Below are 22,918 nucleotides of genomic sequence, written 5' to 3' on the forward strand. Positions count from 1 at the left end.
ATGACATTTCCAACCTTTAAGTTTGATGTTGCTGATGAGCAGCGTACTCAGGCGATCGCACAAAACCTGGCTGACGCCGTAAAAAAAGCGTCGCCGCAGGGAGTCGTTATCCATCTTGAAGGTGACCTGGGGGCTGGAAAAACCACATTCAGCCGCTACTTCATCCAGACTCTGGGGCATTCAGGTGCTGTTAAGAGTCCGACTTATACGCTGGTGGAACCTTATGAACTGGATGAAGTCAATGTATATCATTTCGATCTTTACCGGCTGGCAGACCCTGAAGAACTGGAGTTTATGGGGATCAGGGACTATTTTGGAACTAATACGGTGTGTCTGGTGGAATGGCCAGAGCGCGGGGGCGCGCTGTTGGCAACTGCAGATATAACGATTACTATTAAACTTGAAGAAAACATTCGCTGCTTTACGCTTACAGCTGAAGGCGAAGTGGGAGCCGGGATACTCACGGTTGCCTTTGCCTGCGAAGCCTGAATCAGGAATGTTGACACTGCGCCTACAATAATTAAATCAGTATCATAAAGGCAAGGTATGTTGCGCTTATTTATTCTTATCATATTTACGGGGCTTCTGGCCGCGCCACTCCAGGCTGCGCAAAATAAAATTAATGCGCTGCGAGTAGCGCCGGGCCCTGATAAAACCCGGGTGGTTTTTGATTTATCACAGACACCGCAATTTACCTATTTTTCCTTATCCAACCCCAACCGGCTGGTAATCGATCTGGCTAATACCAGTGATACCGCTGATTTGGCAGCAACCGGCGATACCGGTTCACTGGTGCGGCGATTGCGTTATTCAACGCCCAAAAATCCTCAGTCTGCGCGAATTGTTGTCGACCTTAACCGAAAAACAGATCCAGAGATTTTTGCCATTGCACCATCTGGCGATTATGGACATCGTCTGGTAGTTGACTTACCAGGCCAGTCTGTATCTTCCTCCTCACAGGCAACAGGCGTATTGATTGATAGCGCTAACAACACCCGGGACCGGGATATTATCGTTGCAATCGATGCCGGTCACGGTGGTAATGACCCGGGTTCTATTGGCCCTTCAGGCACCTACGAAAAACATATTACGTTGAGTATAGCGAAAAAGCTGGCCGCGCTGGTTGATGCTGAGCAGGGCATGCGTTCCGTGTTAGTCAGGGACGGTGATTACTATATTTATCCGACAAAACGCCCGGAAATTGCCCGACAGAAAAAAGCAGATTTACTTATATCCATTCACGCTGATGCGTTTAGTCAGCCGGAACCGCGCGGTGGCTCGGTGTGGGTACTGTCCATGCGTCGGGCTGACTCTGAGCTGGGTCGCTGGCTTGAGAAAACTGAGCGGCATTCTGAGCTGCTGGGCGGGGCTGCAGAGGTTATTTCTGACAACGCCAGCGAGCGCTACCTGGCGGAAACCATCATCGGTTTATCGATGGATCATTCAATGTCAGCAAGTTACGATCTTAGCGAAAAAGTCATTGGCGAAATGAAAAAGGTTACCCGCTTACACAAACGCGCGCCCCAGGCGGCCAGCTTCGCAGTGCTCACTGCGCCGGATATTCCCTCAATTCTGGTTGAGGTCGGCTTTATTTCGAATCCGCAGGAAGAAAAAAATCTGTTGTGGGAAGAGTATCGGGAGCGACTTGCCCGATCTATGTTCAATGCGACCAAACGTTATTTCAAACAGGTGCCGCCCGATGGTACCCTGTGGGCTTCTTACAGAGAACGCAACCGTACTCATAAAGTACGCAGTGGTGAGTCCTTATCGTTGCTGGCACAGCGTTACAATGTCAAAGTCAGCAGCATCAAAGAAGCCAATGACCTCAATAATGACGTGGTCAGAATTGGCCAGGTACTTACCATTCCCAGCACCTAACTATTTACATAGCCCGGAATATCGATTTTGCCCATTCAACTGTTACCGCCACGTCTGGCCAACCAAATTGCCGCTGGTGAAGTGGTTGAGCGCCCCGCTTCTGTTGTTAAGGAGCTGATAGAAAACAGCCTGGATGCCGGGGCAACCCGCATCGAGCTTGAAATTGAGCGCGGCGGTCATAAACGGATCAGACTCAGAGATAACGGCGGCGGCATTGCAAAAGATGAGCTGAAGCTCGCGTTAAGTCGTCATGCAACCAGCAAAATCGCTACGCTTGATGATCTTGAGCAAATCTTATCACTTGGCTTTCGTGGTGAAGCGCTGGCCAGTATCAGTTCAGTCAGCCGTTTGTCGCTGACCTCGAAAACACCGGAGCAGTCCGAGGCCTGGCAGGCCAGTTGCGAAGGGCGCGAAATGGATGTGTCTATCGTGCCTGCTGCGCATCCCGACGGTACGACGATAGATGTTGCAGACCTGTTTTATAACACGCCAGCCAGACGCAAATTTCTGCGTACAGAGAAAACCGAGTATCAGCATATTGAGGACGTGGTTAAACGTATTGCACTAAGCCACCCCCAGGTCGGATTTACATTAAAGCATAATAATAAAGTAATGCGACGTTTTGCTGCGGTGAAGCCGGAAAATCAGGCGCAACGACTGGCTCAGGTGGTGGGCCAAAAGTTTGTTGATAATGCGACAGCGTTGGTGCTTGAACATCAGGGCATGAAAATTCAGGCCTGGTTAGGCAACCACAATATGCTCAGAAGCAGTAACGACTGTCAGTTTAGTTTTGTCAACGACAGGGGCATGCGCGATAAACTGATTCTTCACGCGATTCGACAGGCTTATGAGATGAGCTATGGTGCGGTTGAGCAACCGGCTTTTGTTTTTTACCTGACGGTCAATCCAAAAGATGTCGATGTTAATGTGCACCCGGCAAAGCACGAAGTACGGTTTCAGCAAAGCCGTCTGGTTCATGATTTCATCTGTAAGGCTGTGTTTGATGCACTTTGTGAAGAATGCGGCGTAAGTTCTGCTGTCAGCACAACGATGGATACATCAATAACGCACGACTATATTCGTCCGCTCACATCAAAACATGCCGATGTGGCCGAACGCCAGCCCGCTGCACCTCAATATGCCTCGAATTCTTCGGGTAATCGAGGCTCGGGTGGTTCTTCGGTAAGTCACCGAGAGAGACAAGCACCTGCTTACAGCGCAGATTACCACACCAATTTTAACCAGCTGATGACGCCAAAGAGCGACACACAGAGTCCTGAAACGCACTCTGGTGGGGCGCTACAGCTGAATTTACATCATCGACTCGTTCACGAAAAAAACACTGTTGCACTGTTAAAGGCCACTGAGCTGTTACCTTTGTGGTGGCAGCATGTATTAGACCATAGTCGTACTTCTCAACCGCTGTTGATGCCCGTGGCGGTAGACCCTGATAATATCTGCGAATCGACGATAGCATACCTCAATGAGATCGGATTTGTTATTAACAACGCGGCTGGCAAACTGCGATTGCAACAGGTGCCCGCTGGCAGTCGCCATTTGCCCTGGGTGTCGGTTTTCCCGCATTTGGTAAGCCTTGCTGCGGACGATAATCAAACACTGGCAAGTCAGTTATCAGCACTTGATATTGAATGGCCTGATGAGGTGATAACGCACATCTGGCAGTGGTTTGATAACCTGCCATTGTCGCAACAAAGTGAAATGTCGTCGTCAATGGGCAAAGCGACAGGGGTTGCGCAACTGGTTGAAAAGTGGGGCATATTAAATGAGTGATGGCACAGCTGATGCATTACCTGTCATTGCAATCATGGGCCCGACGGCATCGGGGAAAACAGGACTGGCGCTAACGCTGGCAGACAAAATTGACTGTGAAATAGTCAGCGTTGATTCTGCACTGGTGTATCGCGACATGGATATTGGGACGGCAAAGCCAACCGCAGAGGAGCAGGCTATTGCGTCACACTGGTTAATCGATATACTGGACCCTGCGCAAAGTTATTCTGTCGCAGCATTTTATAAAGATGCAGTTCGGTTAATTGGTGAAATTCACAGTCGGGGCAAGATCCCGGTTTTGACAGGCGGTACAATGATGTACTTCAATGCCTTGATAAACGGAATTTCGCCCTTACCTAAGTCCGACGAGGTGATCAGGGAGGCAATATCTCAGGAGGCAGAGGTTCACGGTTGGGGTGCAATGCATGACCAGCTCAAAGAAGTGGACCCTACTAGCGCTCAGAGAATCCATCCTAATGATCCTCAAAGACTGACCAGAGCTTTGGAAGTTTTCCGAAGTTCGGGGCAGACGCTCACCCACTGGCAAAACCAGAAAGTGAAGCCCTGTCCTTACAGTATTACGCAGTTTGCCATCGCGCCATCAGATAGAGCTGTACTGCATGAGCGAATAGCACAACGATTTGATTTGATGCTGGAAGCTGGCCTGATTGCTGAAGTGGAGAATTTGAGCGCCAGAGGTGATCTTCATGAAGATTTACCCTCTATACGTTCAGTAGGATACCGTCAGGTTTGGCATTATCTTGAAGGGGCGCTTACTTATCCACAAATGCGGGAAAAAGGCATTATCGCTACCCGACAGTTAGCAAAGCGTCAGCTTACCTGGCTCAGAGGCTGGGAAGAGCTGAACTGGTTAGACACATTTGCTAACGATAATACGGCTAAGATTTTAGCAAAAGTCGCACCTTAGGTGCATGAGTGTGATATACATTAGGTATGATGACGTCGCAAATGCTCGTCACCTAAATAATAAAAACTAAGGATTTCAGATGGCTAAAGGGCAATCTTTACAAGACCCATTCTTGAACGCATTACGCAAGGAACGTATCCCTGTGTCAATTTACCTGGTTAACGGAATTAAGTTACAAGGTCAGGTCGAGTCTTTCGACCAGTTTGTAATTCTTCTGAAAAACACGGTAAGCCAGATGGTTTATAAGCACGCTATTTCTACTGTCGTGCCTGCTCGAGCCATTACAATGCCCAGTTCAACCCAAGGGGACGCAGAAAATATTAAAACTGACTAAACAAAAAGGTACATCGCTTGTTTGACCGTTATGAAGCCGGTGAGCAGGCTGTCCTTGTTCATGTTAACTTTGCCGACGAAAATTCCAAAGAGGAGCTGGCTGAACTAGAGTTGCTGGTGTCCTCTGCTGGGGTTAATGCCGCGGATGTATTAACCACATCCCGTAGTGCCCCTCATGCCAAGTATTTCGTTGGATCCGGAAAGGCAGAAGAAATCGCCGCTGCCGTTAAAGCGCATGATGCCAACGTGGTTATCTTCAATCATGCGCTATCGCCTTCTCAGGAGCGAAATCTAGAATCTATCTGCAGATGCCGGGTGCTTGACCGCACCGGCCTCATCTTAGATATCTTTGCCCAGCGCGCTCGTACGCACGAGGGTAAACTGCAGGTAGAACTCGCCCAGCTTCGACATATTTCAACGCGTCTGATACGCGGCTGGACCCACCTTGAGCGTCAGAAAGGCGGGATAGGTTTGCGTGGGCCCGGTGAAACGCAGCTGGAAACGGATCGTCGTTTGCTCCGTGGCCGGATAAAATCGATTATTCGTCGGCTGGAAAAAGTACAAAGGCAACGTGAACAAGGGCGCCGCTCCCGTAAACGCGCAGAAATTCCTACTGTTTCGCTGGTGGGCTACACCAACGCCGGCAAATCAACACTATTTAACCAAATAACTGATGCACATGTTTATGCGGCGGATCAGTTGTTTGCTACACTAGACCCTACACTCAGAAAAATCGAATTACAGGATGTTGGCCCTGCTATTCTGGCGGACACAGTTGGATTTATCAGGCATCTTCCCCATGATTTGGTCGCGGCATTTAAGGCGACTCTTCAGGAGACACAGGAAGCAGACTTATTGCTGCATGTTGTGGATGTTTCCGATGCGCGCTACCGGGAAACCATGGATGAAGTTAATGAGGTCCTGGATGAAATCGAGGCTGGTGACAAACAACAGTTACTTATCTGTAATAAGATTGATAATCTTGAGGAAGTAAAACCGCGTATAGACAGAGACGATGAAGGCATGCCCATTCGGGTCTGGCTTTCAGCACGCGAGGCAGTGGGTCTTGAGCTATTAAGTGAAGCACTGACTGAATGTTTGGCGCGCAATATGGTAGATTACACATTGCGTATTCCGCCGGAACATAGTCATCTTCGCGGTGTATTGTTTGATTTGAATTGTATTGCTGAGGAATCCTACGACACCAACGGTGACTGGATGGTGGAAGTCAGAATGCCTGCAACTGACTGGAACAAGTTGGAAAAGCGGCTTGATAAGGGGCTGTCTGAATTTGTGGAATACGAAGACACCGTTGCTCAGCACGATAACGATAATTAAAAGACTTAATTTAAACCACTTTATGGAGTACTAGCATGGCTTGGAATGAGCCGGGTGGCAATAAAAATGACCCCTGGAAAAACCGTGGGGGTAAAGATCAGGGACCACCGGATTTGGACGATGTGTTCAAAAACCTGTTTGGTAAATTCAGTAAGGGCGGCGGTAACGGCGGCTCGGGCAAAAGTATGGGCAAACTTGGCATAAGCTTGCTGGTTGGCCTGCTTGTTGTAATCTGGTTTGTCAGTGGTTTTTATACAATTCGTGAGGCCGAGCGGGGTGTTGTGCTGCGCTTTGGTGAATTCTATACCGAAGTGGAACCTGGCTTGCGCTGGAAACCAACATTTGTAGATTCTGTTATTCCCGTAGATGTGCAGTCTATTCGTGATCAGGCATCGTCAGGGTCAATGCTGACTGAAGACGAAAACGTGGTTCGCGTGCAAATGGAAATGCAATATCGCGTGGTTGACCCGTTTCGTTGGACGTTTGCCGTCGAAAACCCGGAAACCAGTCTGAGTCAGGCACTTGATAGCGCTATTCGCTACGTAGTGGGTCACTCGGAAATGGATGACGTCTTGACCGATGGTCGTGAAGTTACTCGCCAGCGCGTATGGGAAGAACTTCAGTCGATAATCGAACCATACAATATGGGCGTTTCTATCATTGATATGAACTTCCGTGATGCACGTCCGCCAGAAGAAGTTAAAGATGCTTTTGATGATGCAATTGCTGCACAGGAAGATGAGCAGCGCTTTATTCGTGAAGCCGAAGCTTATGCCAGAGAAATTGAGCCGCGTGCTCGTGGTCGCGCTAATCGGATGAACGAAGAAGCCCAGGCGTATAAAGAGCAAATCATATTGGAAGCGCAGGGTGAAGTAGCCCGCTTTGAAGAGCTTCTGCCTCAGTATGAACAGGCTCCTCAGGTTACTCGCGACAGGATTTACCTTGAAACAATGGAAGCGGTTTATGGCAATACCAGTAAGATTCTGGTGGATAGCCAGAATGGTAATTCTATGATGTATTTGCCACTGGATAAAATCATGAATAGTAGTGGTAACAGTTCTCAGAACTTGAGAAACATGGTGCCAAACCTGCAGGTTCCCGATCTTCAAAACAATGGTCGCGGTTCAAATAATACCAGTCCAAGTTCAGGGCTACGCAACAGCCGCTTTAACAATGGAGGTGAATAAGTCATGAAGAATATCGTGATAGTTGTACTTATTCTGTTAGTCGCATTAGCCTCCGGTTCGCTGTTTGTGGTGCGTGAAGGTGAACGAGCTATTGTCATTCAGTTTGGTAAGGTCCAGCGTGACGACCAGACTGGTGACACGCGGGTATTTGAGCCTGGCTTGCACCCTAAAATTCCGTTTATTGATTCTGTTAAGAAGCTGGACGCGCGTATTCAGACACTGGATGACGGCGCTGATCGTTTCGTTACAGAAGAGAAAAAGGATTTGATTGTTGATTCCTATGTGAAATGGCGTATTGAAGATTTTGCCCGCTATTACCTGTCTACCGGCGGTAATAAATTACAGGCAGAAGCGCTGTTAAAGCAGAAGGTTAACAACGGGTTACGCTCAGAATTTGGTACCCGAACCATTAAGCAAATTGTATCCGGCGAGCGCTCGGCATTGATGGACCAGGCGATGCAGCAGGCATCTACATCGTCAGATGAACTGGGTATTGAGATTGTCGATGTACGCGTTAAGCAGATAAACCTGCCAACGGAAGTCAGTAATTCAATCTTCCAGCGTATGCGTGCTGAGCGTGCGGCCGTAGCCAGAGAGCACCGTTCTGAAGGTCAGGAGCAGGCTGAGGTCATTCGCGCAGATATTGATGCCAAAGTAACGGTAATGCTGGCCGATGCTGAGCGTAATGCACGTCAGGTTCGCGGTGAAGGTGATGCACTCGCGGCGCAGATATATGCCTCTGCGTATTCAAAGAATGCTGACTTCTATAGCTTCCTGCGTAGTATGGATGCCTACAGAAACAGCTTCGACTCAAAACAGGATATTCTTGTTGTTGAGCCTGACAGCGAATTCTTCCGCTATATGAATAGTAGCGAAGGGCGTAGAGATAACTAAGCGTTAATACATTGAAAAAACCAGCCTGGCGGCTGGTTTTTTTATGTCACCTTGCCGCTAGTCGGACTGACTTTGCCCTACGTTAACTGTTAGGAATTTCCAAACTGCTTACATAATGGACGCCAGCGTGTTTGTTTAACAAGCCAGTGAGCAGCTCCTGCCTCAACGGTTAGCCATAAATTCTGCTTTTACGCAACGCTAAATATTTGAAAACTGGTCGCAGGTAACGTTTTTTTCACAAAATGTGCGTCAGGCCCTGCTTTACGCTACAATCGCCTCTCAAAAAAAGATGTCAAACCGTTGTGTGCTGAGCCTGTAGTGTGGAGTCACAGCGAATTAAAGCCAGAGGTATCAGTTTGTCTTCTAATCAATCTCAAACACGTTCTGCTTACGAAGAGCAGGCGCAGGGCGGGCTGTTCGCCCGATTTCTGAGTACGGTCGAGTGGCTGGGGAATCTTCTGCCGCATCCGGTAACCCTGTTTGCAATCCTTGCGGTAGGTATTGTTTTTATCAGCGGTATATTAGGGTATTTCGATATAGCAGTTGCCGATCCCCGCCCCGAAGGAGCCAGCGGTCGTAGTGCAGATGGGGTTATCAGTGTCGTGTCGCTGATGAGCGCAGAAGGGCTTCAGCGTATTGTCACCAACCTGGTGACTAACTTCACCGGTTTTGCACCGTTGGGCACAGTATTGGTGGCTTTGCTGGGTGTCTCAGTAGCAGAACACTCAGGTATGTTGTCGGCTGCCATGCGCGGTCTGGTTATGAATGCCCCTAAAAAGGTCGTTACCTTTGCCATCGTGTTCGCGGGTATTGTTTCTAACACCGCCTCTGAGCTCGGCTATGTCGTACTTATTCCGCTTGCCGCCATGATATTCCACTCTTTGGGTCGACACCCGCTGGCCGGACTGGCAGCAGCATTTGCCGGTGTATCGGCAGGTTACAGTGCTAACCTTTTACTGGGAACAGTTGACCCGCTTTTGTCCGGAATAACCGAAGCGGCCGCTCAGATGATTGACCCGGAATATGTGGTAGGGCCGGAAGTGAACTGGTACTTCATGTTTATCAGTACCTTTGTGGTGGCCATTATGGGCGCGATTGTTACGGACAAAATAGTAGAGCCCAGACTGGGAAAATTTGATGAATCTCACGCCCCTGCAGGTCTTGAAAAGCAACAGATGGACCCGCCGACAAGGCAAGAGAAGAAAGCACTGGCGTGGGCGGGCGTATCGTTTCTCGTTACCTGCGCAATACTGGCACTTACCGTTGTTCCTGAGTGGGGCATTCTACGCAACCCGGAAACGGGTGAAGTGCAAAACAGCCCGTTTCTCAAAGGTATCGTTGCATTTATTTTTATCACCTTCGCGATTCCCGGCTTTGTTTACGGGCGTATTGCCGGCACCATGAAAAATGATAAAGATATTATTGATGCGATGTCGAAAAGCATGGGCTCTATGGGCCTTTACATCACACTGGTATTTTTTGCAGCGCAATTTGTGGCGTTCTTTAAATGGACGAATCTGGGTACAGTACTGGCAGTTAAAGGTGCAGCACTGTTGCAGTCTGTCGGTCTGGATGGACCCTCGGTCTTTATCCTGTTCATCCTAATGTGCGGTATGGTCAACTTGTCTTTAGGCAGCGCATCTGCCCAGTGGGCCGTGACAGCGCCTATATTTGTGCCAATGCTGATGTTATTGGGTTATGCACCGGAAGTGATTCAGGCTGCTTATCGTATCGGCGACTCAGTGACTAACGTTATTTCACCAATGATGAGTTACTTTGGACTGATTCTGGCCATGGCCGCCCGATACCGTAAAGACCTGGGGATGGGCACGCTTATCGCCATGATGCTGCCATATACCATGGTGTTTATTGTCGGCTGGGGTCTTCTTTTCTTCATCTGGGTATTCTTGCTTGGGATGCCGGTAGGCCCAGGAGCCGCAACATACTACGGTTAACTTAAAAGGCAGCCCTCGGCTGCCTTTTTTTGTAAATGTTTAACGATCAAAACATGTCGTCTGGCGGTATAATCTTGCTACGACAAAACTCATATTCGTCAACAGGTTAAATGTTATGAAGTATAAGGGAACGGAAAATTTTTCTCACAGTCAGCCGGACAGACTGGGCGTATTGATCACCAATCTGGGAACGCCGGATAGTCCTACTTCCTCAGCACTGCGTCCTTATCTTAAGCAATTCTTGTCTGACCCGCGAGTGGTTGAAGTTCCCCGGTTTATCTGGTGGTTTATTCTTAATGGCGTCATTTTGAACATTCGTCCGAGCCGCTCTGCCAAGGCGTACGCCAGCGTGTGGACAGATGAGGGGTCGCCACTACTGGCAATAACAAAAGCGCAGCACAGTGCTCTGGCTTCGCGATGCGAAGCTGAATACGGAGAAGATGTAGTTGTCGATTTTGCAATGCGCTACGGTAACCCTTCTATTGATGCTGCTATCGACAGACTAATGGCAAAAGGGGTGAGAAAAGTCGTCGTTTTGCCGTTATATCCACAATATTGTGCCTCTACCACGGCATCTACTTTCGATGCTATTGCAAGTGACTTTACCTCTCGCCGCTGGATACCAGAACTTCGTTTTGTCACTCAGTATCATGACCACCCGGCGTATATTCGTGCGCTGGCAGACAAAGTTCGTGACCACTGGGAAAAGCACGGACGCGCAGATAAGTTGCTCATGTCATATCACGGTATACCTAAACGTTATCTGCTTAACGGCGACCCCTATCACTGTCAGTGCTACAAAACCTCCCGTCTTTTAGCCGAAGCTCTGTCACTGAACGATGACGACTATATGACAACATTTCAGTCGCGTTTTGGTCGGGAAGAGTGGTTACAGCCGTATACGGATGAAACAATGAAAGCCTTGCCTAAAAACGGTGTAACTTCCGTTCAGGTAATTTGCCCGGGTTTTTCAGCAGATTGTCTTGAAACCATCGAGGAAATCGGCGAGGAAAACAGGGAGTACTTCATGCATGCCGGCGGTAAACGCTACGAATATATCGAAGCGTTGAACAGTGACGAGAACCATATTGATATGCTCTTTTCATTAATAAAGCAGAATTTGCACGGTTGGTCAGCGACACATGAAAACTCTCAGCGGGCGGAGCGGGCAAAACAGCTTGGAGCAACTCAATGACATCATCCCCGCAGATACCGCACAACCTGCAAAAGGCCCAGCGCCTTGCAAACACCATGGATTCGGCGTTCAGGATCCCGGGTATTGGTTACCGCATCGGGCTGGATGGAATAATTGGTCTTATTCCGGGTATTGGTGACGTCATAACGGTTGCCATTGCCGCCAGAATCGTCCACCTGGGCCATAAAATGGGCATGTCCAAAGCGCTAATAAGTAAAATGCTGCGCAATATCGTACTGGATTTTCTGCTTGGCGCCGTGCCACTGGTGGGAGACGTTGCAGATTTCTTTTTCAAGGCAAACAAGCGTAACGTTAAAGCCATGGAAAAGTGGTGGTTATCACAAAACGAGCAGGACATTCGCAGCAATACTAGTGCGCAGCTGGACGAGTGGGAGCAAAGCCAGCGCACGTAAGTGACGACCGGCAGGTGGCATGCCTGCTAATCTCGCTGTACAACTAATCGCTTTTATCTAAGCAGCCGTAGCCATTATCACGCAGCTCTTTGCGCAACTCTCGCATAATGAAAAGGAGCAAGATAACGGATGAAAGCCTCAGACCTGTTCGTCAAAGCGCTGGAAGCAGAAGGTGTTGAATACATCTTCGGTATCCCCGGCGAAGAAAATCTCGATCTTCTTGAATCACTACGAACATCTTCAATTAAACTGGTTCTGACCCGCCATGAGCAGGGTGCAGGATTTATGGCAGCAACCTACGGGCGCCTGACCGGAAAAGTCGGTGTATGTCTGTCCACGCTGGGCCCCGGCGCAACCAATCTTGTTACACCCGCTGCATATGCACAATTAGGTGCCATGCCCATGCTTATGATCACCGGGCAAAAGCCGATTAAAACCTCAAAACAAGGGCGCTTTCAGGTTATTGATGTGGTGGACATGCTTCGTCCCATCACTAAATACACCACGCAGGTGGTCAGTGGAGAGCGAATTCCTTCGGTCGTGCGCGAAGCTTTCAGAATTGCACACGAAGAACGTCCCGGCGCTGTTCACATCGAATTACCCGAAGATATTGCGGCAGAAAATACTTCAACGCCGTTAATCGAGCCGAGCCTTTCACGTCGCCCCATCGCTGAATACAAAGCAATTAACCGGGCGGTTGAAATGATTGAGCAGGCCACATCGCCGCTCCTGCTGATTGGCGCAGGCGCGAACCGCAAACTTACCGCCAAAATGCTACGTCAGTTTGTTGATAAAACAGGTATCCCTTTTGTCACTACGCAAATGGGTAAAGGGGTACTGAATGAAAGTGACCCCTTGTTTGCAGGTAATACCGCACTATCAGATGGCGACTTTGTGCACCGCGCAATTGATCGCGCCGACCTTATTATAAATGTCGGTCATGATGTGGTAGAGAAGCCACCATTTTTCATGCATCCCGATGAAGAGCAAAAGGTCATTCATATCAACTTTGACTCTGCCGCGGTCGACCCCGTGTACTTTCCGCAGTTAGAAGTCGTCGGTGATATTGCTAATAGTATCTGGCAAATAAAAGAAGATTTGATACCTCAGGAAAGCTGGAAGCTGGACTTCTACAAAGATGTTCATGATGCCTATGTTAAGCACAGAACAGTGGCCGAAGATGATGACCGTTTCCCTGTTTTACCTGAGCGTTTTGTAAGAGATGTAAGAAAAGTCATGCCTGAGAATGGCATCGTGACGCTGGATAACGGCGTGTACAAGATCTGGTTTGCCAGAAACTATCCCGCCTATTCCCCCAACACACTCTTGCTGGACAATGCGCTTGCAAGTATGGGAGCCGGGTTACCTTCTGCTATTGGCGCCAAGCTGGTACATCCCGATGTGCCGGTAGTCAGCGTATGCGGTGATGGGGGCTTCATGATGAATAGTCAGGAGCTGGAGACTGCTGTTCGTCTGAATCTCGACCTTGTAGTCATTGTACTGCGGGATGACGCTTACGGAATGATTAAGTGGAAGCAGTCGCACATGCAGCTGGACAACTTTGGCCTGGATTATGGTAACCCGGACCTGGTCAGTTATGCACAGTCTTATGGAGCACAAGGCTGGCGCATAGAGCAAACCGGTGAGGTGGCCTCTACGCTCAAACATTGCCTGGAAACTCCCGGTGTCCATCTTATCGACTGCCCGGTCGACTATAGCCTCAATGATGAAACACTGAATCGTACAATCAAAGAATTAAGCGACAAGCTTTAAGGAGCTTCGATAATGTTGAAAGACAGTTATCCCTACTATCTGGCTAATGAGCCGGTATACGCAAATGAAGATTTAGAAGTTACCAATAAATTTACCCAGAAAGTGGCAACGAAGGTCGCAAAAGCGGGTGCCGACGTTATTGATCAGGCGATTGCAGCGGCTGAGAAAGCGCAGCCTGCAATGACAAAAATGACGCCATTTGAGCGCAAGGCTGTGCTGGACCATTGCGTTAAACGCTTTGAAGAACGTGAAGATGAGCTTGCTAAAGCCCTATGCATAGAAGCCGGTAAGCCGATCAAAGACGCCCGGGGAGAGGTTACGCGCCTTATCGATACCTTTCGGATAGCATCAGAAGAGAGCGTCCGTATTAATGGTGAAGTGATTAATCTGGAAATATCCGAACGCGCCCGGGGTTATCAGGGCATGACTAAAAAAGTGCCTATTGGCCCGTGCTCCTTTATTTCACCGTTTAACTTCCCGCTGAATCTTACAGCTCACAAAGTCGCACCAGCCATTGCTGCAGGTTGTACCTTTGTGCTAAAGCCTGCCTCAAGAACGCCCATAGGCGCACTGATTATTGGCGAAATTCTGGCAGAGACAGACTTACCTAAAGGCGCGTTTTCTATTCTGCCGTGTAGTCGTGATGGCGCTGACTTGTTCACCACCGACGAACGCCTGAAGTTATTAAGCTTTACCGGCTCACCGGATGTGGGCTGGGAGCTTAAAGCGAAAGCCGGTAAAAAGCCCGTTGTACTGGAGCTTGGCGGCAACGCAGCTTGTGTGGTGGATGAAGACGCAGATATTGATGATGCCATCGATCGCATCATAATCGGGGCATACTATCAGTCAGGGCAAAGCTGTATCAGTGTTCAGCGCTTGCTTATTCATGACAGCCTGTACGATACCTTTAAGCAAAAATATGTAGAGCGTGTAGCGGGGCTGGTATCCGGCGATCCGATGGATGAAGATACGTTTATCGGGCCGATGATAGCGGAGTCGGAGGCAGAGCGCCTGCACAACTGGATTACGCATGCCAAAGAGCAGGGCGCGACTATTCTTGCCGGTGGCGGTAGAGACGGCGCAATGCTTCAAGCAACGGTGATGGAAAATGTGCCTAAAGACTGTGATGTCAGTCAGGAAGAGGCATTTGGCCCGGTATCTGTACTGTACAAGTTTAGCGATTACGAAGAGGCGCTTAAAGAGGTCAATAACAGCCGTTATGGATTACAGGCAGGTATCTTTACCAGAGATATCTATAAGATCCAGCAAGCCTGGGACGAGCTGGATGTAGGTGGTGTTATCATCGGTGATGTGCCCAGCTGGCGCGTCGACAATATGCCTTACGGGGGCGTGAAGGATTCCGGCTTGGGGCGTGAGGGAATTCGTTATGCCATCGAAGATATGACGGAAACCCGTTTGCTGGTTATTCGTCGACCCTGATAGGCGAGGCTAATCAGGCCGCTGGCTCTGTAGCGTACGCTTCTAATAACGAAAGTGGCACTACATCCAGCGCCTTTTTATTTGTGGCGGATAACACAACTTTAGGTGCTACACCCGCCTGATGAGCTTCCAGCCATCTCGACGCGCATAAACACCAGCGGTCGCCTTCTGACAATCCCGGAAAAGCCAGTTCAGGCTTCGGCGCGGATAAGTCGTTACCGCGACGTTTCGAGAATGTCAGAAAGGGCTCATCCACGATTGCGCAAATACTATGATTGCCCAGGTCTGCAGCGGGGACAGAACAAAATCCCTCACGGGTAAAGCCAGAATTACCACAGCAAAGTACCAGTGGTTTGCCAAAAACATTCTTCTCATTAGCCATAATTTATCCCTGTCTAATCAATTCCCTGGCTTTGAGAGTATAAAATTGCATCAGTTATAGCAACAGTTACGACCTATTCATTAGAGGGACTTTTATGCTGGATAAAAGTAAAAAGGGCACGCCTCGGGACAAGCAGAATTATTCTGATGAGGAAATTGCCCGTTTTGACGAGCTGGCAGAATCCTGGTGGGACCCTGAGGGTGAATATAAAACCGCACTGGAGTTTAACCGCGCCAGGACGACAATCATGATTCATGAAATCTGCCATCACTTTGGGCGCTCGCCTGGCATGCCTAATCCGTTCCACGATCTTAAAATTCTGGATGTGGGGTGCGGCGGCGGTCTCATCAGTGAAGCCATGGCTAAAGAAGGGGCAGAGGTAACTGGCATTGATGCCAGTGCTGTCAGTATTGAGGTTGCCAAAAGACACGCGCAGCAGGGCGATCTGAATATCGACTATCGACATTGCCTGGTTGAAGAGCTGGGCAATGATACACAATACGATGTGGTTGTAAATGCTGAGGTTGTTGAGCATGTGCCTGACCAGAAAGCACTGATAAAGGATTCTACACGTCTGGTGCGTCCTGGCGGAATGCTTATTCTGGCCACACTTAATCGTACACTGGCAAGTTATCTCATCGCGATTGTGGGGGCTGAGTATGTAATGGGTTACCTGCCCAAAGGAACACACTCCTGGCGCAAGTTCGTCAAGCCACGGCAGTTGGACAAATGGGTGGGCAGAGACTTTTACAAAACATTTAAATGCGGATTGATGATGAACCCGTTTAACCAGAAGTGGCGGAGAAGCCGGGGAATGCGGGTCAATTATATGCAGTGTTATCACTATTCAGAGAAGTGATAGACATCGCTTTGCCAGGATAATTTGACTATCTTTTGTGCATCGTTAAGCTGATTTGAAAAGGCTAAATGGAGTGCGGTGATGAAAATTTATGAAACCCGAACAGCCCCGAATCCTCGTCGCGTCAGAATGTTTCTGGCAGAAAAAGGCGTCGACATGGAGTACGTGCAGCTTGATTTGCAAAAAGGTGAGAACCTGACGGCAGAAATGCGGGCGAAAAACCCGCTGGGTAAAGTACCTATTCTGGAACTTGATGATGGTACCTGCATTGCTGAGTCTGATGCAATTTGCACATACTTTGAAAATACCGTTCCGGAGCCGACATTAATGGGCACCGATGCAAAAAGCAAAGCGGTAATCTCAATGTGGCAAAGTCAGGTTGAGATGGCTTTGCTGCTTCAGGTTGGCATGTGTTTTCAGCATTCAACCGGCTATTTTAAAGACAGAATGGTGCCGGTCGCTGAGTACGGCAAACAGGCAGGCATCAATGCAGCCAAATACCTGAATATTCTTGAAAGACGCCTTGAGCTTAATACCTACATTGCCGGTGAAGATTTTTCCATCGCGGATATTACAGCCCTGTGCGCTATCGATTTCGCCCGTGTGGTAGATATTCGGTTATCTGACAAGCATACCAATATTCTTCGCTGGTATGATTTGGTCAATCAACGCCCCAGCGCAAAAGCCTGATGATTTCATTATACACCGCGCCTACGCCCAATGGGTGGAAGGCGTCTGTTGCGCTGGAAGAAATGCAGCTGGATTACAAGGCGCATACTATCGACCTGCGTAAAGGCGAGCAAAAACAAGACTGGTTTGTTTCGCTTAATCCAAATGCGCGTATCCCGGTTATCACCGACCATGATAACGCTGACCTGACGCTTTTTGAGTCAGGCGCCATTATGCTTTACCTGGCTGAGAAAACCGGTCAGTTTTTACCTTCTGAACCGTCCAAACGCTATCAGGTGCTGCAGTGGCTGATGTTTCAGGTAGGCGGTGTTGGGCCGATGATGGGGCAGGCGAACGTATTTTACCGCTATATGGATGAAACCATTCCCAGGGCGATTACCCGCTATCAGAATGAATGCAGACGTCTTTTTGAAGTACTGGATAAGCACCTTGCTGACCATGAATATCTGGTGGACGATTACAGTATTGCTGATATGGCGAACTGGTGCTGGGTACGTACCTACAAATGGTCTGGGGTTTCAATGGATGGACTTGAGCATCTACGCCGGTGGAAGAACAGCATAGAAGCCCGCCCACTGGCCCGAAAAGGTGTGGAAGTGCCTCACAAAATTATTCCGGAAGCCGTGGAGAAAGCGGGCAAAACGCTAATCTGACAACCTATGCAGCCCATCAGCGCTATTTTTCGATAAGCTGTTTAACGGTGGATAATGTATCAGCTTCGTTGGCCGGTTTGTCCCACCGTATACGATGAAAACCTGGAAACCGCAGGGCAATGCCTGATTTGTGTCGGGACGAAGGGTGAGCGGCGTCAAATGCAACCTCAATCACCAGCGACTTTTTAACTTCTCTGACCGGACCGAAGCGGCCTACAGTGTTACGCCGCACCCAGTTATCCAGCTTTTTAAGTTCCTCATCAGTAAACCCTGAATAGGCTTTGCCAATGGGAAGTAATAAATCCTCCTCCCACGCGCCAAACGTGAAGTCAGAGTAGAAGCTCGACCGTTTTCCATGACCCCGCTGAGCGTACATAACCACCGCGTCTACCAACTTTGGTTCACGTTTCCATTTAAACCACTGGCCTTTTGGCCGGCCGGGAATGTAGTGGCTATCCAGACGTTTGAGCATCAATCCTTCCACTGCCGTATCTTCGCTGGCCTCTTTATACAATGTTTCCAGTGCAGGTTTTGTGGGCACATCCAGTACAGGAGACAGATGCAGGCGCGGGCTCTCCGACTGACTGATAAACGCACTTAATAATTCCCTGCGTTCTGATAGCGGCTTACTGTGGTAATCATTATCACCGATACTAAGAACATCGTAGGCCATCAACCCAGCCGGCAGGCTGTCCATCAGCTTTTTGGTCGGCTTCTTTTTATTCAGACGCTGTTGCAGCTGATTAAATGTGTCTACCTCGGTACCGTGCATAACCAAGAGCTCGCCGTCCAGTACACAATGCGACTCGATGGTATCGAGTAAATCCGGAAATGCATGACTGATATCATCACCCGTTCGGCTAAACAGCGCCTTGCCATTTTTAGTACAGACCAGCTGCACCCGGATGCCATCGTACTTGTACTCGGTCTGCCATTGTGTCGGGTCGATGTTTGTCAGGTCACTTTCATCAATAGGATGGGATAACATGACAGGATGAAAGGTCACTCGATCGGAAATATCGGGCTTATCTGCATGCCCTTCCAGCCACGATAAAAGCTCAGTATAAGGCAGGTTAACACCATGCCAGAGCGCCTCAATTTCCTCTACTCGGGTTTCACCAAATCGAGCCAGAATTTGCTTCATAGAGCGGGCCGATACGCCAATACGTAAGCCCCGTGTACCAAGCTTAATAAGCGCCCAGCGCTGTGAAGCGGTCATTCTGTTGAGATAATCAGCCAGTAATGGTTTTACCTCTGTGCGCTTAGCATTCATAAACTCATCAACAATGTCGCCCAAACCAGGCAAAGGCGCATCGGGTATGTCAGAAGGTGCAGGCCATAAATGCGCTACGGTTTCGCTCATCTCGCCGACGTAGTCATAGCTTAACTCAAATAAGACCGGGTCGATGCGCTCAAGCATTAGTTGCTTTACCGCATTGCGTTTAAAAAAGTCAAAGCGCAGGGTGCCTGCCATGGCAGCAATCGCCCAGCCTCTGTCAGGATCCGGCGTCTTCTTAAGGTACTCAATGATTAGCGCTGCTTTAGCGTTCGTGCCAGGCGTAAAATAAAGCTGCTCAAGTAAGTCGGCAAATGCATCCATTATCCGGTCTCCTCATCGTCTTCATACCCAATAAGTGAGAGCGCCTTTGCCTTAAAACCCATCTGGCCAGCCTGATGTACCAACGCATCTTCTCTGCCGTGCGTCACCCAAACTTCCTTAGGCTGGACTTCCTCAATAGTCTGTATCAATTCAGGCCAGTCACAGTGGTCAGAAATAATCAGCGGTAGCTCTACCTGCTTTTGTCTGGCTCTGGCACGAATTTGCATCCAGCCCGACGCAACTATCGGGCGAACGTCGGGTAGCGTTCGTGACCAGCGATCTGCAAGTGCTGACGGGGGGGCAATTACCACTTCACCAGCAAGTTTATCCCTGTCTTCCACATCGTTCACAGCAATCAGCTCACCCAAATCAACGTCCTGTTCCTGATACAGATTACACAGGCGAATCAGTGCCCCGTGCAGATAGATAGGTTTGATATAGCCGGCTTGTCTGAGCGCCAGAATGACTCGCTGACATTTGCCCAGGGCATAGGCTCCTACCAGATGGCATCGGTGAGGGAAGACCTGTAACGAGGTAATCAGCTTGTCGATCTCTGCCTCTATCGGGGGGTGAGTGAATACTGGCAGGCCAAACGTTGCTTCTGTAATAAAAACATCGCAGGGTACCACTTCAAAAGGTGGGCAGGTCGGATCATGACGCCGCTTATAGTCGCCGGATACCACCAGACGGCTGCCGCGATATTCAAACAGTACCTGACTTGAGCCCAGAATATGACCAGCGGGGAAGAGCGTCATCTTAACCGGGTCGTCGGCTTCACCCAGAACGACGGTCTCATGATAAGGCATGGTATAGGTCGTTTTCGCCATATCCTCGCCGTAACGTGTTGTCATAATCTTTAACGTCTGGGGCGTGGCGTACACAATATCGTGTCCGCTTCTGGCGTGATCCGCATGACCGTGGGTAACAATAGCGTTTTTAACCGGTAACATCGGGTCGACATACATATCTGCGGGCCGACAATACAAGCCAGCTTCTTCAACACTTACCCAGTCTTGTGGATGCAAGTTACACCTCCCTTTTGGTTTCAACCATATACGGTGAGCACTGACATAAGGTTGAATGAAATAAACTTAAGACCGCATCCGGGCGTAAATACAGCCGGTGCGTTATTTCTACTCAGCGGGTGGCTTTTATTCTTCCGGATTCCTTCAGGCAATGGTTCGAACGACGTGGGTGGTCACTGCGTGCTTATCAGAAAAAGATGCTCAGGCAGGTGCCCCGGCATGACGCTACGCTGCTCATTGCTCCTACTGGTGCGGGCAAAACATTATCGGGTTTTTTGCCCTCTTTGGTGGCGCTGCATAAAGCCCCGCGGGAGGGGTTGCATACATTGTATATTTCACCCTTAAAAGCGCTGACCCAGGATATCCATCGCAATTTGCTAGAGCCGGTAGAGGAAATGGGACTTGATATCACCATTGAGACGCGAACCGGCGACACCCCGTCCCACAAACGGCAACGGCAGCGCAGAAAGCCACCCAACATATTACTTACCACGCCTGAGTCGCTGATGCTGCTGCTGTCCTACGCCGATGCGGATAAAATCTTTGGTCGGCTCAGTACTGTGATCATTGACGAGGCGCACAGCCTGGTTGCCAATAAGCGTGGCGATTTCACCACCCTGGCCCTGGCGCGGCTACAATCGTTGTCGCCTGCAATGCGAAGAATCGGCCTCTCTGCCACGGTTGCAGACCCTCTCGCAATGGCTGGCTGGTTAGGCAAAACCGGCGAACCTGCACATGTTTTACAGGTTAAAGCGCCGGTTAAACCTAAAGTCCGAATGCTCAAATCCCGTTCCAGAATGCCTTTTGGCGGGTTTATGGCACGCTATGCCATGGATGATATCTACCAGCAGATATGCGAGGCGGGCACCACATTAGTCTTCGTTAATACCCGGGCGCAATCTGAGCTGATATTTCAGATGCTATGGGAAAAAAACGTTCAGGGGCTACCTATCGCCCTCTACCATGGCTCTTTGAGCAAGGAGCAGCGCCGCAAGACGGAAAATATGATGTCACAGGGCATGCTTAGAGCCATTGTCTGTACCTCTGCCCTTGAACTGGGAATCGACTGGGGCAACGTTGACCTGGTAATACAGGTTGGCGCGCCGAAGGGAGTAAGCCGGTTGCTTCAGCGGATAGGCAGGGCTAATCACCGGTTGGATGAACCCAGCAAAGCCTTGTTGGTGCCAGCTAACCGATTTGAAGCACTGGAGTGTCAGGCCGCGATGGATGCGATCAGGCAGGGGCAATTGGATGGCGAGGCACCCATGCCCGGCGCAATGGATATATTGCCGCAGTTTATTTTGAACTGTGCCTGTAGCGAACCCATTGAGCCTGAGCAAATTTATGCCCAGGTGCTTGATGCAGCGCCTTATCAGGGGGTTGAGCGAGAGGAGTTTGATAAGCTCTGGCAATATACGGTAGATGGTGGTTACGCGCTGCGGGTGTACGACCGTTATCAGCGACTATCAAAAAATGAAGCAGGGCAGTGGACTCCTGCATCAAAACGCATTATCCAGCGTCACCGGCAAAACATCGGCACAATCGTAGAGGCCGGCCGCCTTAAAGTGAAACGTATCCGACGCGGCAATCAGGGCAAAATCATCGGAGAGGTGGAAGAGTATTTTGCCCAGCAGCTTGTCAGTGGTGATACATTTTTATTCGCCGGCGAAGTACTCAGGTATGAAGCGATACGCGATATGCAGCTTCATGCGCGCGCAGCGAAGGGAGGCGAGCCCAAAATACCCAGTTATTCCGGTGGCCAGATGCCGCTGTCGACCTTTCTGGCCGAGGGCGTCAGAGAACTTTTACAAACACCTTCACGCTGGAAGGCACTGCCTGCCCAGGTGAGGCAGTGGCTGGATCTACAGCAACAGTTTTCACAGATACCCGACAACAAAACAGTACTGGTTGAGCAATTTGAGTATCGCAAAACTAATGTCGCTCTTTATTATACCTTTGAGGGGCGCAAAGCGAATCAGACGCTGGGTATGTTGCTTACAAAGCGAATGGAAAAGATGCGACTAAAGCCGCTCTCGTTCAGTGTTACAGACTACGGGTTGTCGGTGTGGTCACTTAAACCCGTCAGTCAGCAACAGGTCGAGCAACTTTTTTCACCGGATATCTTAGGGGACGAACTGGAAGACTGGATGCTGCAGGCGCCCATGCTCAAACGCTCTTTTCGCCGGGTGGCGATTGTCAGCGGACTGACTGAACAGCGCTTCCATAGCAGTCAGAAGACCATGAAGCAGGTTACATTTTCTACTGATTTGATTTACGACACCTTGCGTGAATACGATCCTGACCATATTCTTCTTGCCGTAACCCGGGCAGACGCAGAGCGAGAGCTGCTGGATCTTAAGCGTCTTGCTGATATGCTCATCCGGTTTGTGGGTAAAATTCGTCTGGTCAATCTGGAAAAGGCATCTCCGATGTCCATTCCCATTGTGCTTGATGTCCGCGCTGAGCAGGTAAAAGGAGCAGGTGCGCACGCACTGATGGAGCAGGCAGATTTATATGCCGAAGCTGAGTCTATGCTGGATGAAGTAAAAGCGCTGCTGAGTGGTCGCGACGCATAGCAAAAGAG

At 49.4% G+C, this 22,918-nt stretch carries 20 protein-coding genes; 17 read left to right on the forward strand and 3 right to left on the reverse strand.

Translation table 11 applies throughout. From position 1 onward, the window contains the following. The 13 genes from tsaE to FBQ74_RS01705 all read left to right on the forward strand — a co-directional run bounded on the left by tsaE (position 1) and on the right by FBQ74_RS01705 (position 15,125). Positions 1-489: a tRNA (adenosine(37)-N6)-threonylcarbamoyltransferase complex ATPase subunit type 1 TsaE gene (tsaE, locus tag FBQ74_RS01645; protein WP_139755017.1), complete on the forward strand. Its 489-nt coding sequence runs from the start codon at positions 1-3 to the stop codon at positions 487-489. Between the two features lie 57 nt (positions 490-546). Then, positions 547-1,878, forward strand: coding sequence for an N-acetylmuramoyl-L-alanine amidase (locus FBQ74_RS01650; RefSeq protein WP_139755018.1), 1,332 nt, complete (start codon positions 547-549; stop codon positions 1,876-1,878). Positions 1,879-1,905: 27 nt separating this feature from the next. Further along, complete coding sequence (gene mutL / locus FBQ74_RS01655; RefSeq protein ID WP_139755019.1) at positions 1,906-3,669, forward strand: DNA mismatch repair endonuclease MutL; 1,764 nt, start codon at positions 1,906-1,908, stop codon at positions 3,667-3,669. Next, on the forward strand, positions 3,662-4,597 hold the full coding sequence (miaA, locus tag FBQ74_RS01660; RefSeq protein ID WP_139755020.1) for a tRNA (adenosine(37)-N6)-dimethylallyltransferase MiaA: 936 nt from the start codon (positions 3,662-3,664) through the stop codon (positions 4,595-4,597). Before mutL ends, miaA begins: the two co-directional genes overlap by 8 nt. A gap of 79 nt (positions 4,598-4,676) precedes the next feature. Beyond that, positions 4,677-4,931: an RNA chaperone Hfq gene (gene hfq / locus FBQ74_RS01665; protein WP_139755021.1), complete on the forward strand. Its 255-nt coding sequence runs from the start codon at positions 4,677-4,679 to the stop codon at positions 4,929-4,931. Between the two features lie 17 nt (positions 4,932-4,948). Further along, positions 4,949-6,268, forward strand: a complete 1,320-nt coding sequence (gene hflX, locus FBQ74_RS01670) for a ribosome rescue GTPase HflX (RefSeq protein ID WP_139755022.1) — start codon at positions 4,949-4,951, stop codon at positions 6,266-6,268. A gap of 35 nt (positions 6,269-6,303) precedes the next feature. Then, complete coding sequence (hflK, locus tag FBQ74_RS01675; protein ID WP_139755023.1) at positions 6,304-7,455, forward strand: FtsH protease activity modulator HflK; 1,152 nt, start codon at positions 6,304-6,306, stop codon at positions 7,453-7,455. A 3-nt stretch (positions 7,456-7,458) separates the two neighbouring features. Then, on the forward strand, positions 7,459-8,349 hold the full coding sequence (gene hflC, locus FBQ74_RS01680; protein ID WP_139755024.1) for a protease modulator HflC: 891 nt from the start codon (positions 7,459-7,461) through the stop codon (positions 8,347-8,349). 356 nt (positions 8,350-8,705) lie between these two features. After that, positions 8,706-10,304, forward strand: coding sequence for an AbgT family transporter (locus FBQ74_RS01685; RefSeq protein WP_139755025.1), 1,599 nt, complete (start codon positions 8,706-8,708; stop codon positions 10,302-10,304). A 115-nt stretch (positions 10,305-10,419) separates the two neighbouring features. After that, positions 10,420-11,499 carry a ferrochelatase gene (gene hemH, locus FBQ74_RS01690; protein ID WP_139755026.1) on the forward strand — a complete coding sequence of 360 codons (1,080 nt, stop codon included), beginning with the start codon at positions 10,420-10,422 and terminating at the stop codon, positions 11,497-11,499. After that, on the forward strand, positions 11,496-11,912 hold the full coding sequence (locus FBQ74_RS01695) for a DUF4112 domain-containing protein (protein ID WP_139755027.1): 417 nt from the start codon (positions 11,496-11,498) through the stop codon (positions 11,910-11,912). The genes hemH and FBQ74_RS01695 overlap by 4 nt, the downstream gene beginning before the upstream one ends. Positions 11,913-12,041: 129 nt before the next feature. Then, on the forward strand, positions 12,042-13,685 hold the full coding sequence (locus FBQ74_RS01700) for an acetolactate synthase large subunit (RefSeq protein ID WP_139755028.1): 1,644 nt from the start codon (positions 12,042-12,044) through the stop codon (positions 13,683-13,685). Between the two features lie 12 nt (positions 13,686-13,697). Beyond that, complete coding sequence (locus tag FBQ74_RS01705; protein ID WP_139755029.1) at positions 13,698-15,125, forward strand: aldehyde dehydrogenase family protein; 1,428 nt, start codon at positions 13,698-13,700, stop codon at positions 15,123-15,125. A gap of 13 nt (positions 15,126-15,138) precedes the next feature. Here the strand turns inward: FBQ74_RS01705 and FBQ74_RS01710 are convergent, their stop codons facing one another. Next, positions 15,139-15,507, reverse strand: a complete 369-nt coding sequence (locus FBQ74_RS01710; protein WP_139755030.1) for a DUF2237 family protein — start codon at positions 15,505-15,507, stop codon at positions 15,139-15,141. A gap of 94 nt (positions 15,508-15,601) precedes the next feature. On the opposite strand from FBQ74_RS01710, the gene ubiG reads away from it, so the two are divergent. The 3 genes from ubiG to FBQ74_RS01725 all read left to right on the forward strand — a co-directional run bounded on the left by ubiG (position 15,602) and on the right by FBQ74_RS01725 (position 17,709). Further along, a complete protein-coding gene (gene ubiG, locus FBQ74_RS01715; protein WP_139755031.1) occupies positions 15,602-16,366 on the forward strand; it encodes a bifunctional 2-polyprenyl-6-hydroxyphenol methylase/3-demethylubiquinol 3-O-methyltransferase UbiG in 765 nt (254 codons plus the stop codon). An 81-nt stretch (positions 16,367-16,447) separates the two neighbouring features. Further along, on the forward strand, positions 16,448-17,056 hold the full coding sequence (locus tag FBQ74_RS01720; protein ID WP_139755032.1) for a glutathione S-transferase family protein: 609 nt from the start codon (positions 16,448-16,450) through the stop codon (positions 17,054-17,056). Next, on the forward strand, positions 17,056-17,709 hold the full coding sequence (locus FBQ74_RS01725) for a glutathione S-transferase family protein (protein ID WP_139755033.1): 654 nt from the start codon (positions 17,056-17,058) through the stop codon (positions 17,707-17,709). The genes FBQ74_RS01720 and FBQ74_RS01725 overlap by 1 nt, the downstream gene beginning before the upstream one ends. 22 nt (positions 17,710-17,731) lie before the next feature. Here the strand turns inward: FBQ74_RS01725 and FBQ74_RS01730 are convergent, their stop codons facing one another. Together FBQ74_RS01730 and FBQ74_RS01735 are read right to left on the reverse strand one after the other, a co-directional pair. Next, the gene (locus FBQ74_RS01730; RefSeq protein ID WP_139755034.1) at positions 17,732-19,309 is read right to left on the reverse strand and encodes a cisplatin damage response ATP-dependent DNA ligase; all 1,578 of its coding nucleotides are present in this window, start codon (positions 19,307-19,309) and stop codon (positions 17,732-17,734) included. After that, positions 19,309-20,334 carry a ligase-associated DNA damage response exonuclease gene (locus tag FBQ74_RS01735; RefSeq protein WP_139755035.1) on the reverse strand — a complete coding sequence of 342 codons (1,026 nt, stop codon included), beginning with the start codon at positions 20,332-20,334 and terminating at the stop codon, positions 19,309-19,311. The genes FBQ74_RS01730 and FBQ74_RS01735 overlap by 1 nt, the downstream gene beginning before the upstream one ends. A gap of 119 nt (positions 20,335-20,453) precedes the next feature. On the opposite strand from FBQ74_RS01735, the gene FBQ74_RS01740 reads away from it, so the two are divergent. Beyond that, positions 20,454-22,910 carry a ligase-associated DNA damage response DEXH box helicase gene (locus FBQ74_RS01740; RefSeq protein ID WP_139755036.1) on the forward strand — a complete coding sequence of 819 codons (2,457 nt, stop codon included), beginning with the start codon at positions 20,454-20,456 and terminating at the stop codon, positions 22,908-22,910. The last annotated feature ends 8 nt before the right edge of the window (positions 22,911-22,918 follow it).

The sequence above is a fragment of the Salinimonas iocasae genome (assembly GCF_006228385.1).
Lineage (GTDB): Bacteria > Pseudomonadota > Gammaproteobacteria > Enterobacterales > Alteromonadaceae > Alteromonas > Alteromonas iocasae.